The sequence below is a fragment of the Syntrophomonas sp. genome (assembly GCF_028707975.1).
Taxonomy (GTDB): Bacteria; Bacillota; Syntrophomonadia; order Syntrophomonadales; family Syntrophomonadaceae; genus Syntrophomonas.
This window is the reverse complement of the sequence record NZ_JAQVZX010000053.1, coordinates 1-12,304: the sequence shown is the minus strand read 5'-3', so window position 1 is coordinate 12,304 and position 12,304 is coordinate 1. Positions and strand designations below refer to the sequence as shown.

12 protein-coding genes, 6 tRNA genes and 2 riboswitches are annotated in these 12,304 nt (G+C 44.5%); of the genes, 15 read left to right on the top strand and 3 right to left on the bottom strand.

Translation table 11 applies throughout. The features are described from left to right. Window positions 1-153: 153 nt before the first annotated feature. Window positions 154-405, bottom strand: coding sequence for a hypothetical protein (locus tag PHP87_RS07915; RefSeq protein ID WP_299920174.1), 252 nt, complete (start codon window positions 403-405; stop codon window positions 154-156). Further along, entirely contained in the window at window positions 405-956 is a 552-nt protein-coding gene (locus PHP87_RS07910) for a nucleotidyl transferase AbiEii/AbiGii toxin family protein (RefSeq protein ID WP_299920173.1), read from the bottom strand. The genes PHP87_RS07915 and PHP87_RS07910 overlap by 1 nt, the downstream gene beginning before the upstream one ends. Window positions 957-1,323: 367 nt before the next feature. Between PHP87_RS07910 and ttdA the strand changes: the two genes are divergently transcribed. Continuing rightward, window positions 1,324-2,223 (top strand): L(+)-tartrate dehydratase subunit alpha, encoded by a 900-nt coding sequence (gene ttdA, locus PHP87_RS07905; protein WP_299920172.1) that lies wholly within the window; start codon window positions 1,324-1,326, stop codon window positions 2,221-2,223. Continuing rightward, entirely contained in the window at window positions 2,220-2,837 is a 618-nt protein-coding gene (gene ttdB, locus PHP87_RS07900; protein WP_299920170.1) for a L(+)-tartrate dehydratase subunit beta, read from the top strand. The genes ttdA and ttdB overlap by 4 nt, the downstream gene beginning before the upstream one ends. A 314-nt stretch (window positions 2,838-3,151) precedes the next feature. On the opposite strand, the gene PHP87_RS07895 is transcribed toward ttdB, so the two are convergent. Beyond that, window positions 3,152-3,236 (bottom strand) — tRNA-Leu (locus tag PHP87_RS07895). 169 nt (window positions 3,237-3,405) lie between these two features. On the opposite strand from PHP87_RS07895, the gene PHP87_RS07890 reads away from it, so the two are divergent. From PHP87_RS07890 to PHP87_RS07830, 13 genes are all read left to right on the top strand, one after another. After that, window positions 3,406-3,612, top strand: coding sequence for a hypothetical protein (locus tag PHP87_RS07890; protein WP_299920169.1), 207 nt, complete (start codon window positions 3,406-3,408; stop codon window positions 3,610-3,612). 18 nt (window positions 3,613-3,630) lie between these two features. Further along, window positions 3,631-4,857 (top strand): PQQ-binding-like beta-propeller repeat protein, encoded by a 1,227-nt coding sequence (locus PHP87_RS07885; protein WP_299920168.1) that lies wholly within the window; start codon window positions 3,631-3,633, stop codon window positions 4,855-4,857. A gap of 136 nt (window positions 4,858-4,993) precedes the next feature. Next, a complete protein-coding gene (locus PHP87_RS07880; RefSeq protein WP_299920166.1) occupies window positions 4,994-6,601 on the top strand; it encodes an S-layer homology domain-containing protein in 1,608 nt (535 codons plus the stop codon). A gap of 403 nt (window positions 6,602-7,004) precedes the next feature. Further along, window positions 7,005-7,144: riboswitch (cyclic di-AMP (ydaO/yuaA leader) on the top strand. Between the two features lie 270 nt (window positions 7,145-7,414). After that, the gene (gene ectA / locus PHP87_RS07875; RefSeq protein WP_299920164.1) at window positions 7,415-7,885 is read left to right on the top strand and encodes a diaminobutyrate acetyltransferase; all 471 of its coding nucleotides are present in this window, start codon (window positions 7,415-7,417) and stop codon (window positions 7,883-7,885) included. Between the two features lie 28 nt (window positions 7,886-7,913). Next, a complete protein-coding gene (gene ectB, locus PHP87_RS07870; RefSeq protein ID WP_299920163.1) occupies window positions 7,914-9,233 on the top strand; it encodes a diaminobutyrate--2-oxoglutarate transaminase in 1,320 nt (439 codons plus the stop codon). Between the two features lie 122 nt (window positions 9,234-9,355). After that, window positions 9,356-9,742, top strand: coding sequence for an ectoine synthase (locus PHP87_RS07865; RefSeq protein ID WP_299920161.1), 387 nt, complete (start codon window positions 9,356-9,358; stop codon window positions 9,740-9,742). A gap of 303 nt (window positions 9,743-10,045) precedes the next feature. Further along, window positions 10,046-10,119 (top strand) — tRNA-Gly (locus PHP87_RS07860). 7 nt (window positions 10,120-10,126) lie between these two features. Then, a tRNA-Arg gene (locus tag PHP87_RS07855) sits at window positions 10,127-10,203 on the top strand. 24 nt (window positions 10,204-10,227) lie between these two features. Continuing rightward, window positions 10,228-10,304 (top strand) — tRNA-His (locus tag PHP87_RS07850). A 47-nt stretch (window positions 10,305-10,351) separates the two neighbouring features. After that, a tRNA-Gln gene (locus PHP87_RS07845) sits at window positions 10,352-10,426 on the top strand. Between the two features lie 11 nt (window positions 10,427-10,437). Further along, window positions 10,438-10,513 (top strand) — tRNA-Lys (locus PHP87_RS07840). Window positions 10,514-10,942: 429 nt separating this feature from the next. Further along, complete coding sequence (locus tag PHP87_RS07835) at window positions 10,943-11,230, top strand: hypothetical protein (protein WP_299920160.1); 288 nt, start codon at window positions 10,943-10,945, stop codon at window positions 11,228-11,230. Window positions 11,231-11,627: 397 nt separating this feature from the next. After that, a riboswitch (cyclic di-AMP (ydaO/yuaA leader) is annotated at window positions 11,628-11,780 on the top strand. Between the two features lie 153 nt (window positions 11,781-11,933). Further along, a partial coding sequence (locus tag PHP87_RS07830) for a glycine betaine ABC transporter substrate-binding protein (RefSeq protein ID WP_299920159.1) occupies window positions 11,934-12,304 on the top strand: 371 nt, incomplete at its 3' end.

Here is a 12,304-nt window from a genome sequence, read left to right as displayed (position 1 = left end):
AGGCGCTATCGATGCTGCTGCAGCCAGGATTGCTCCTTTTATGATAGGGATGGAGGAAATAGGCATATCATGCGGGTGCCGGAATGGTTCCGGCAGACTCATAGCTTGAGAGTAATATGATAGGTGGCTAAGATAGGCTAATCGTAAGGACTGTTAATAAGAACGGATTGCTTGCAAAATATTTTCGCGATCATCAGTATCGAAGTCTTCCCAATACCAGTAACGAAATAACTCAACTCTGGCTTCATCAGGAGAAATATCCGGTTTATCTTCTAGAATCGCAGCTTTGCTCACCAACCTCGCCATATCAAACATAGAGGCAGCCATGAAAAATCTTTCGCTCTCAGTCTTCTGCTGCATCATCTCGAATAACTTGTTTTCTACCGTTGAGCTAGTATCGTTCATTATTTAATTTCCTCCCATAATTGTCCTAAGCCGAGTTCCTTAACCCAATACTCAATATATTCCCAATCCAGTTTTTTGGCCTGGTATTTCATTATACTGCTCACATCATTTAGCTGCAGTTCAGATTTGCTGTCTTTGGCCCAAAATATCTTGGAAATGATCAAATCCTCGGGACTTACTACCCATAATGCAAAACCAGCAATAATTTTCCTGATGCGTCTCTCAAATTCAAGCTTCCGGTAAAGAGAGTCCTTGCGGATGATGAAATCAATTTTCACTACAGCTTGATAATGAATGATGTTAAACATGCTCCGTAATCGCACCGCCTCGTTTACATCATCCTCATCAATATAGAAATCCCCTGAAAATACTTCCGTAATCTTAGCAATTTGCTCAGCAGCAAGTTCAATTACAATATCAATATCTCTGGTCATGCGAGGTTGTGCATAAAAGCTGCCGGCAAGTGAACCGGAAAGCATATAGGATATATTCAGTTCTTCAAGCTTGGTTATTACCAGTTTTAATATTTGAATTTCAATTGGCAAATTCATTTTTAAAACCTGCCTTGCGAATTTGTAAACTTGAATACATTATAATGCTCCTAAGCAAAAAAGCCACTATTCTTGTGTTCGCCGGTGCAACCTTAATTAGCGACCGCAGGGGGCATCAGGAGTATCCGACAGGGTGAAGGGTGCTGCATCCATGCTTCGCCACGCTCGCTTTGTATACTTATGCAACCCTTATGTAACAAAAAGGGTTTTTGCAGGGGAATCAAAGTTATAAAGAAGTGTGATTAGACAGCAGGCTATGGCATCCTTGAATAATCTATAGTTAAACCTTAATATAAGATAGAGATGAAGCATATGGAAGAGATGATGGGTTTAGAACCTCTGCTAGCCGAAAGGAATGAACGTCAAGGTGAACACGAAAGAACAGTGCGAAAGATTCATCGATATTATGGCCAGATTTACCGTATATACCGGCATATATCTGCCTGATGATATACATGCCAAATTAAAGGAACTGAGAGAAAAAGAAGATAGCGCTCTGGCTACGATTGTTTATGATGCCATGTTCGAAGATATGAAGCTGGCAGGCGAGTCGCATCGGCCACTTTGCCAGGATACCGGCGTAATTCAATATTTTGTCCAAGTGGGAACCGGGTTTCCGCTGCTTGACGAGATAGAGGATTGCCTGCGTGAAGCAGTGAAGCGGGCCACCATCCTTGGCCCGCTTCGCCATAATGCGGTGGAGGTTTTTGACGAGAAAAACACCGGCAACAATGTCGGCAAGAGAATTCCCTGGATTGACTGGGAGATTATACCTGATAGCGATGAAGCGAAAATCTATGTATATATGGCCGGGGGCGGCTGCAGCCTTCCCGGAATAGCCAGAGTATTGATGCCCCTGGAAGGATACGAAGGCGTTGTGAAACTGGTATTTGACCAGATTACTTCTTATGGAATAAATGCCTGTCCCCCTCTCCTGGTCGGCATTGGTATCGCCGGCTCGGTAGAGGTAGCAGCCAAATTGTCCAAGAAGGCCCTGCTGCGTCCTATAGGTTCCCAGAACAGCAATCCTCGCGGAGCCGAGCTTGAGGCCAGGATTGAAGCTGGACTGAATGCAATAAAAATAGGACCGGGTGGTCTTATGGGAGAGAATTCTGTCCTGGGCGTACATATTGAAGAAGCAGCCCGTCACCCGGCCACCATAGCGGTCGGTCTGTCTACCGGCTGCTGGGCCCATCGGAGAGCGGTGATTAAATTCAAAGCCGATATGGAGTATGAAACGATTTCGCATAAAGGGGCCATTCTATGAGCAAAAAGATATTAACAACACCGATTCAGAATGAAGAGCTGGAATCATTGGCGATTGGCGATATTATTTATTTGAATGGATATCTGGTAAGTAGCCGGGATGATGTTCATCAACGATTGATCAAACAGCATAAGCAACTGCCGGTCGATCTTGCTGGTAAGGCTATATTCCACGCCGGACCAATTATGCAGGAAATAGCAGGACAGCCGGGGAGGTACCGGGTAATCTCCATTGGGCCGACCACCAGCATGCGTATGGAAAAATACGAAAAAGAGTTCATCGCTCAAACCGGGTTGAAGCTGATGGTAGGCAAAGGCGGCATGGGTCAGGATACTGCTGCCGGCTGTCGGGAATACAAGGCCATTCATGCAGTGTTCCCCGGAGGCTGTGCGGTGCTGGCGGCCAATTCTGTGGAAGAGGTTGAAGCCGTGGAATGGTTGGATTTGGGTATGCCGGAAGCTATGTGGGTAATGCGGGTGAAGGAATTCGGACCTCTGATTGTTTCCATTGATACTCGGGGAAACAATCTTTTCGAGAATAACAAAAAGGCCTTCAATCTCAAGAAGGAAGCCATCGTTGAGGAAATTTGCCGGCATGTCGATTATCTGGAATAGCATTATTGCTCGTACCCTGGGAACCCTTTATAGCATCGAAGAATGAAGTGGCTACTTTTCACCATGTACACTATATCCCTGGCCTGGGTGGTATGTTTTCTGGTCTACCGGGGTGGTCTGCTTCTAGAAATAGGGGTTTAAGCTGGCAAATTATCATCTATTCATTTTTTCGCAAACAAGAACGATGGAAGAGATACCCTTCAGGATAAAACCTGGAGGGCTATTTTTTTCAAGTGGGTGTCAAATTGGGTGTCAATTGCTTTGACGGCTAAAAAGGAAAAAATAAAGGGGCTGCAAAGCCCCTATTTTTCATATGGTGCGGATGAGAGGACTCGAACCTCCACGGTGTTATCCGCCAGATCCTAAGTCTGGTGCGTCTGCCAATTCCGCCACATCCGCATTTCGTACACGAATTATTATACCTTCATCTAGTGATTATTTCAACTGCTATTCTAGATTGTCGATACCCCATTACCCCCTTTTTTCTTACTGGTGTATACTATTTATTGAGAGTTAAATTTCTACAACATTAGTAATATTTTTTGCAGCAAGAAATGGGGGAATGAATGTGACAGTTGTGAAGAAATTATCTCATGCCGGTTCCTGGCGGGAAGAATACCGGCAAAAGCTTTGCTCAGCCGAAGATGTTGCTGCCTTGATAAAAAACAATGCCATAATTGCTATGGCGGGAGGGACATCCATCCCCAAAGGTTTTGCGGCAGCGCTAAGCAAGCGAGCCCATCGCTTTGCAGCCAGGAAGCAGGGCTGGATATAGCAGGCATGGGGGATAAATATGGTGAGGAATAATGAGTTGATAAGGGGATTTTGTGGCAGGATAAAAATTGCATTATTCATGATATTTTTCCTGTTGCTGGCTTACTCATCAAGCAGTGAAGCAGCCAGCAAGCTGGAGCAATTTCCGGCGGCTAAAGAAGCCGGGCAGCCGGGCCAGTTACTGTGGAAGCTGTCAGGATTGGGTAAATTAAGCACAGATATTGTTTTTGCTCCCAATGGCAACCTGCTTTTTCCGTCTAACAATAAACTGATTTGCATTAATCCCGAAGGGAAGCTGATATGGGAGATGCAGGGCAAAGGGAAGGGCTCGCTGGGAAGCCCGGTTCTGACTGAAGACGGGGCCATTTTTTTCGCCGGCGGTTCCGTCATCCAGGAGGGCAAATTGAACGGGGCTCTGGGTTGGGATTTTTCCGTCTATGGCGAGGGGAAGGGGCAGAAAACGCCGTTATTGGCTCACGGTCCGGGTAACATATTATACCTGCCATTGTCTGATGCTCTTTATGCGGTCGATACGGTGGGACACTATGTATGGATGCTTTCACCCTGGGAATCTTCAGATGGCAGAACCAGCAAGTTAATCAATCCCAGGACCTTTTTGGCCTGTACCGCCGATGAGCAGGCTTTTTATCTTGTTTTTGGGGATAAGGCGGGCAATTACAAACTGGCGGCTATAAATGCCAAAGGGGAATATCTGTGGAAATATTGGCTGGGGGATATAAGCTCCGCTTACCTTTTAACAGATAATGAAGGAAAACTCTATGCCAGTGTTAATTTCAAGAAGGGCTCGCGGGGCAACAAGGGAAGCAAGCTGAACCAGGGCAAGGTTTACTGTTTTAAGAATAGCAGTGGCAATTCACCCCTCTGGAGCAGTTCTTTTTCAGTGGCTAATCAGATAACAGCGCCGGTACTGGGTAATTCTAAAACCCTGTACTTTACAGGTGGCAATAAGCTTTATGCTCTTGATACGGAAAAGGGCAAAGTCCTTTGGGATACCCCGCTGCTAAAGCTGGTATCCACCCCGGCCGTAAGTCCGAACGGTTATATTTATGGAGGCAGCAGTGACGGCTACTTCTTTGCGGTCAAGCCATCAGGGCGCTTGGCCTGGTTTCGTCAGTTGGATGGAGCTGTGGAGAGGGCGCCTCTGGTGGGAACGGATAATTTCATATATGTTCATACCGGTAAAGGGAATCTCTACAAAATCAAGGATAATTTCAAGGAAAGCTAACAAGAAAAGTGAGAAGTTAAGGTTGTTTTCTTACTTACATCTTACTGTTCAAGCGTCTGCTAACCCACTTTTCGCCGATGGTCGTGTCCCCTAACTTTTATCATCTCCGGCAGAAGACAAATAAAAGAGGTAAAATATGATTATTTTTAAGCATAAGACAAAGTGGAAAAGAGCAATAGTGGCAAACTTGCTGGTTTTATTTCTGGCGCTTCAGCCTGTGGCTTCAGTCATGGCTTTTAGTGATATGGAGGGGCACTGGTCTAAGCCTGTAGTTTCCCGGGCAGCTACGCTTGATTTCATTAAGGGTTATCCTGACAATTGCTTCCAGCCGGAAAAGGAAATCAGCCAAATGGAAGCCCTGGTTTTATTCATGCGGGCCGTAGGCCTGGACAACGATAAAACTGCAGCAAAAAAGAGCAAAAAGGAAGCTCCCCGGCCGCTCAAAGCTCCAGAAGTGCCCTGGGGACAAAACTATATGGATACAGCGGTGGAAAATGAACTGCTGGATAATAAATGGCTGTATGAATTTCAGGCTGACCGCCCGGCTACTCGGCTTCAGGTGGTTTCTTTGCTTTGTCGTCTTCTGCAATTGCCGATTGCAGATTCCGTCTCTTCCGGAGAAAATACCTTTTCCGACCTGGATAGCACTTCTTTCGAATATATTCCATATATAATAGCTTTATCTCAGGCCGGTATTATGAAAGGTTATGAAGATGGCACTTTCAGGCCCGAGCGCAGTTTAAAACGCAGTGAGGCCGCAGCCCTTTTGAGCAGTTTAATGGAACAGAACTGGGTTAAGACAGATGCTTCCAGGATACTGGAAGGCTGGGTAGAAAAAATCATTATGGATAAAAACAAAGGCGAGATAGAATTGCGCTCTCTTTCTGGAGTGAAAAAAGTAAAGCTTGATCCTGGCCTGCAATGTTTTACCGGAACAAGGGAATGCCAGCTGCGCGATACTTTGGACTACCGGGTGGAGGTTTTGTTGAACCAGAAAAAGCAGGCCGCTTGCATCTTTATAATTGAAAAAAAGAAATTTATCGCTGCGGAGGATAAGATAACGGGTACCGTCAAATCAGTCTTAATAGGTTTAGACAGCGTACTGGTAATCAATGATTTGAATTGCGAGGAAAGACGGCTTCCCTTGTCCTGGGGCGCGCTTATCGATAGTGAGGGTAAAGTCAGGGTTAAGAGTTTTACTTCTTTGAAGCCGGGTACTTTCGTCACTGCCCAGCTGGCAGAGGGGCAGGTGCAAAAAGTAACGGTTTTAGATACCAAAACGATTTCTGGTACTATTCAAGATTTAAGCGGGCGCAGGCTAACCCTGGCGAAAAAGGGCTCCAGCACCAAGAGCGGCAAGCCGGAATGGTTTAATTACTGGGATCGAGCCCGGATAGTGGACAAAAATGGCCGGGCCTTGGGCGGGGTTTCAAGAGGTGATGCCATAAAGGTTATTTATCTTGATCCCAACCCCGGGGAAATAGATGATGAAATACCGTTGGAAATAATGCTTAGCTCCCGACCAGCCCTGAAAAAGGTCAAGGCTGAGGTGGAAAAGCTCATTATTTTGGACAATTATTATAAGTTAACCGTAAAAAAGAATAAAGACTATGAAGTGGATAAATCGCTGCAGATTTATTCTTCCAGCGGTGGTGAGATTCAATTCAATAGTCTTAATGTTGGCGATAAGGTTGAAATGGAAGTTGATGGAGCCGGGGTAGTAATGAAGATTACCCTTTTGTAATTTGCTGCAAACTTTATAATACTGCCAAGTTATACGGTAATTCATCGTAATACTAGCTTCATAAATATCAGAAGGTCCTTTTATTTTTTTGGTTCTAAGTGAAGGATGTTTGGGGTTTTGATCCATTATTTCAAGCTTACTTTTCAAGCGATCAGTTGGAAGGTAGTTTTGGAAAACCATGGTGATAACTGGGTTTTGTGCCTATCACAAAAAGGTCAAACAAAGAACATTGGCTCTGATTTGCCAGCATATCGGCATAATTTCCTGAAAAAGGCAGGAGGCTTTTTGTCTAACCCGGAGAGCCGTATATATGACTGCTCAATATTGTATATCAGGTTTGAATTAACAGGTATTATGTTATAAACTGCTAGATATAGTTGTCAAGGGATAATTTAATATAACTCTTGTCATATCGCTGAGTCTTCGGTTTTACCGGAGAGCGGGGGACCCAATCTATCTAAAGGGGTGAATCTGGATTTTCCAGTAGGGCTATCCCTGGCCCGAACCCGTCAGCTAACCTCGTAAGCGTGTAAGGGAGACCAGGGCACATATAGTATTTTAATGGCCAAAGGCGTCTTTCTTTGGCCATTTGTTTTTTAAGTCAAATTTCGTAATAGTAAAAACTACTTACAAAACACAAAATCTTGGCCCGGGTCTTTCGCAGACCATATTCCTTATTAGGAATATCTAAAACAAAGGAGTGATGGACTAGAAGAAAGACAGGATTATTTGAATTCTATTGATTAATCATGACTACAAAATCAGGAGTGATCAGTCATAAAAGGCAATAAAATATTATCACCTGAAATTGAATTGAGGTTTCCATCGAAAGAAGATGGAAAGGGTATCTGGGAACTGGTTAAATCTACCCGGGTACTGGATCTAAATTCAGCCTATAGCTACCTGTTGCTAAGTAAATATTTCAATGAAACCTGTGTGGTTGCGGAAGCAGATGGTATAATTGCAGGCTTTGTTTCTGCTTTTCATCCACCGCAGCAGCCGGAAGTGATTTTTGTCTGGCAGGTAGCGGTAGATGAGGCATTTAGACGCCACCGACTGGGTATGAATATGTTAAAGCACCTGTTAGCCAGAAAGGCTTGCAGCAATAGCCGTTACCTGGAGATAACGGTTAACCCTTCCAATCATGCCGCCTATAATTTATACCGCAAGCTGGCCGATGAACTCGGAACATCCTGTGTGGAAGAGGAATGCTTCCCCTCCCGGTTGTTCCCAGGTGGACAACACGAAGAGGAAATTATGCTGCGTATAGGCCCCTTAATGTAGAACCAGGCCTGAAAGGAGCGTGTTTTGCGTGAATAGTTTAAAAGTTTTTGATGAGTTGGAATCGGAAGTACGGAGTTATTGCCGTAGTTTCCCCACAGTTTTCACCGAGGCCAGTGGTTACCGGCTCTGGGATAAGGAAAATAAGGAATATATAGATTTTTTTTCCGGGGCGGGAGCCCTTAATTACGGCCATAATCCCCCGCAAATAAAGGTAAAAATTATAGAATATCTAAACCATGATGGTATAGTTCATAGCCTCGATATGGCTACCGAAGCCAAAAAGGAATTTCTAGAGCAATTTAACCAGATTATCCTGAACCCGCGGAAAATGAAATACAAAATAATGTTTACCGGTCCTACCGGCACTAATGCGGTAGAAAGTTCATTGAAACTGGCCCGCAAAGTTACTGGAAGAGACAGTATCATGTGCTTTACCAATGCTTTTCACGGCATGACTATGGGTTCTCTGTCCATAACCGGCAATGCCAAAAAACGGCAGGGGGCAGGTATTCCCCTGGGTAATGCAGTTTTCATGCCCTATGATGGATATTTGGGCGAAAATGCAGATACAGTTGATTATATCCGCAGGTATCTTGACGATAGTTCCAGCGGTGTCTCCCTGCCAGCAGCTATTATTCTGGAAACCCTGCAGGGGGAAGGTGGTTTGAATGTAGCCAGTTATGAATGGTTAAGACGGATAGAAACTCTCTGCCGGGAAAAAGATATTCTCCTGATTGTTGACGATATCCAGGCTGGCTGCGGCCGTACCGGAACCTTCTTTAGCTTTGAGCCGGCAGGTATCAGCCCGGATATCATCTGCCTTTCCAAATCAATCAGCGGTTATGGTCTTCCCATGGCCATTACCCTGATTAAACCGGAGTTGGATATTTGGTCGGCAGGCGAACATAACGGTACCTTCCGGGGGCATAACCTGGCCTTTATAACTGCTACCGAGTCCCTGAATTATTGGAAAGAAGGTACTTTATCTAAACAAGTCGGAAATATGGAAAAAGATATACGTAATTTCCTGGCAAAGATGGTTAAAGAACACTCGGAAATTAAGGGTGAAGTCCGGGGCAGGGGTTTCATGCAGGGAATAGCCTGCGGAGTTGACGGTTTGGCTGAAAAAATCTGCTCCATTGCCTTCGCTAGTGGTTTAATCATGGAGACATCAGGTGCTAAAGACGAAGTAATTAAGATTATGCCGCCTTTGACTATAGATGAATCCGGCCTGCGGGAAGGTTTAAACATATTAAAAAATAGCATTGAAGATATAAAGGTGCAGTCATTTATTAATTCCAAAAGGAAAAACGTCTCTAACCAGAAACGCCTGCGGGCTTCAGGCTAAATACAGCCAAAGTGATTTGCCCCATAATTAATTTAAGGATTCTACTGCAAAAACCCCCTTTTTATGCAAGATGATGCATATTTATAACGTTTTGCAGTGGAATCATTTAAGGAGATAGCATCATGATTGTAAAACAGTTGGAAGACATTATTGGTAGCGAAAGTGATATTGATACGGATACCTGGAGAAGTTTTCGGCTCCTCCTGAAAAAAGATGGTATGGGCTTCTCTATGCACCATACCGTGATTAAAGCCGGTACGGAGACTTATATCTGGTACAAAAATCATGTGGAGGCGGTGTACTGCGTTCAGGGTAATGGTGAGATAGAGATTATTGATAGCAATGATGTTTATCCCATTAAAAGAGGTACGCTTTATGCCCTCAATGGACATGAAAAGCATAAGCTGCGGGCAAAATCGGATATGCACATGGTCTGTGTATTCAATCCGCCTGTAACCGGCAGAGAGGTTCACCAGGAAGATGGCTCCTATCCGCTGGTGGAAGGATAGTACTATTTTTAAACAGGGCTACCAGCGGGTGAAAACCACAACCTGGTACCCGGATAACAATGCTTGAATTTTTTGTCTTATGAATAATTTTATAATTTTAAGTGGGACAAATATCAGGCTTACCGATAGCTTGTCAGGTTTATTAAGCATAAATAATGCAATCATACACTTGCCCAAGCCGTTTTCGCGATTTTATATCATAATTTACTTGCCAGGACGCATATTTCGTATTATTATTGGATATCGTAAGGCTAATTTCTTACTTGAAATGGTCTGCCAGAAAAGTTATAATACTCTTTGCGGGCGGGTGTAGCTCAGTGGTAGAGCCCCAGCCTTCCAAGCTGGTTGCGAGGGTTCGATTCCCTCTACCCGCTCCATATTTATGTCCCCGTAGCTCAGCTGGACAGAGCAACGGCCTTCTAAGCCGTGGGCCGGGGGTTCGAATCCCTCCGGGGACGCCACTTAATTTGTCCGGCCTTTACATGGTGGATGTAGCTCAGTCGGCTAGAGCACCAGATTGTGGCTCTGGGGGCCGTGGGTTCAAGTCCCATCATCCACCCCATTTTACCCTTGACAGCCCGGTAGTATCTTAGTTATACTCAGTACCGTTGGGGTGTAGCCAAGCGGTAAGGCAACGGACTTTGACTCCGTCATTCGTTGGTTCGAATCCAGCCACCCCAGCCATAATATTATAAGGGCCATTAGCTCAGGAGGTAGAGCACCTGACTTTTAATCAGGGTGTCGGAGGTTCGAGTCCTCCATGGCTCACCATAGCAAACAAGTAGCCCTCCTATCTTGGAGGGCTTTTGTGTGACCTTCGGCAATTCCTCATTTTGGCAAAAGGTTACATAGCACTTCAAATATTTATTTTCCACTTTATATTTCGATAACGAACTGTCTTTACAATCCCTGATTATATTATCAATAGGGAGATTGTGGTATAATTAATTCAGTGGAACCCCTCATGGCCGGGGGCCACAACCACCGATGAAAAGTGATTTAGTAGGGGCTTGAATGGTAAGATGTAGGCAGGAAATGAACTAAACCCCTCACTCCTCACTTTTCTTACTAAGAAGATTATAAAAACTCTAACTCCCTGTTGGAAAGGCTTTATTCCAGGTGGGACGCAAGGCTACCAAGGATGATATAGAGACGGCTATAACGATATAGAAGCCTTAAAGAAAAAGGGAGGGGAAAGGGATGACGGATAGGGAGATACTTGAATTATTACTAAAAAACCAAACCACCATGCAGGAATCCATAACACAGGTTAATACTCGTTTGGATAATCTGGAAACTAAGGTCGATAAAGTTGACGCCAGCCAGGTACGCATGGAAAACGAGCTGACCGAAAAGGTCAGGGCTTTATTCGATGCCCGGGAAGTACAGAACGACATTAACGAACGTATTATTACGGCCTTAGACCGCATTGAAGCAAAGGTCGATGTGTTACAACTTGAGACTGCCCACCTGCGTAGAGTTAAATAAATAATAATTGTTTTCTATGGAGAGTAATAATGGACAATGTACCTTTATAAGGTACTTGTCTTTGCCTTGCACTGTAAAAGTGTTTAGTCAGGAATTGTTAAAACCTTCTGATAAGTTTATCCGTTTTGCACTTAAGGACTCGTGACATGGATTATAAGGAGCGAATTTATTTTAGGAGGGTAAGGCCAAATGATTGAACACGGTAAAGTTATCCCTGATTTTAAAACATTTCAAGAAGCCAGGGAATTCATTTTAGAATCATCTTGGTATGGATTTCTAACTATATAAGACCCCATCACCCAGTTTTACTGGTTTTCCCTTCTAAACCTGGCAATATGCTGGAATTTGCAACTTGACCTTAAAAAGTAAGTAGCCTAGGCTATTAATATAAAATAAATTAATAGGCAGGCCGAAGTTTCTGGTATAGAAACGCGGGGAAACCATTTTTGGGGCGAGTTTCCGGTTCCTGGAGTAATATGGCCAGGAAGGGGATAGGGCTGACCCGAGCCCGAGCCCGTCAGCTAACCTCGTAGGCGACACGGGTGTTGCAGGTTTTTATCTCTTAGACATAGTTTAGATAAGTATTATCCAGCATAATCCAGGTTCCGCATTTGGCGGAGGGAGTTTTTGCTCTCTCCTTGCTTTGTATTCCTGGCCCCACAAATTTATCCGTTTTTCTTGCCTGCCGGTAAGGAGTTTTTCTATGCAACAATTACAAATCTTATTGCGCCGCTCACGCAGCAGGTGCTTGCTTCTGGCGTTTCTGCTATTATTTTGCTTCTCCTTTTTAATGGGATGTGGGTCCAAGACCGGGGGAGATAGCGGCAGCAAGGACGGAAGCGACAAGCCCAGGCTGGTTCTGGTCGATGTTAGCTGGGACAGTATCAAAGTGCATAACCGGATAGTAGGCTATATTCTGCAACACGGTTATGGCTATCCCGAACCGCAATACCTGTTTGCGGAAACCCTGCCAGCTCTTCAAGGAATGGTAAAGGGAAATATCGATATTTATATGGAGGTTTGGGCCGACAATATCGAGGAAGCCTGGGAAGAGGCCCTGGCTTCAGGCAAGGT

Bases quoted from the DNA above. Each gene is read 5' to 3' on its own strand.
- PHP87_RS07915 (WP_299920174.1), bottom strand. From the start codon at position 405: ATGAACGATACTAGCTCAACGGTAGAAAACAAGTTATTCGAGATGATG.
- PHP87_RS07910 (WP_299920173.1), bottom strand. From the start codon at position 956: ATGAATTTGCCAATTGAAATTCAAATATTAAAACTGGTAATAACCAAG.
- ttdB (WP_299920170.1), top strand. From the start codon at position 2,220: ATGAGCAAAAAGATATTAACAACACCGATTCAGAATGAAGAGCTGGAA.
- PHP87_RS07885 (WP_299920168.1), top strand. From the start codon at position 3,631: ATGGTGAGGAATAATGAGTTGATAAGGGGATTTTGTGGCAGGATAAAA.
- PHP87_RS07880 (WP_299920166.1), top strand. From the start codon at position 4,994: ATGATTATTTTTAAGCATAAGACAAAGTGGAAAAGAGCAATAGTGGCA.
- PHP87_RS07865 (WP_299920161.1), top strand. From the start codon at position 9,356: ATGATTGTAAAACAGTTGGAAGACATTATTGGTAGCGAAAGTGATATT.
- PHP87_RS07835 (WP_299920160.1), top strand. From the start codon at position 10,943: ATGACGGATAGGGAGATACTTGAATTATTACTAAAAAACCAAACCACC.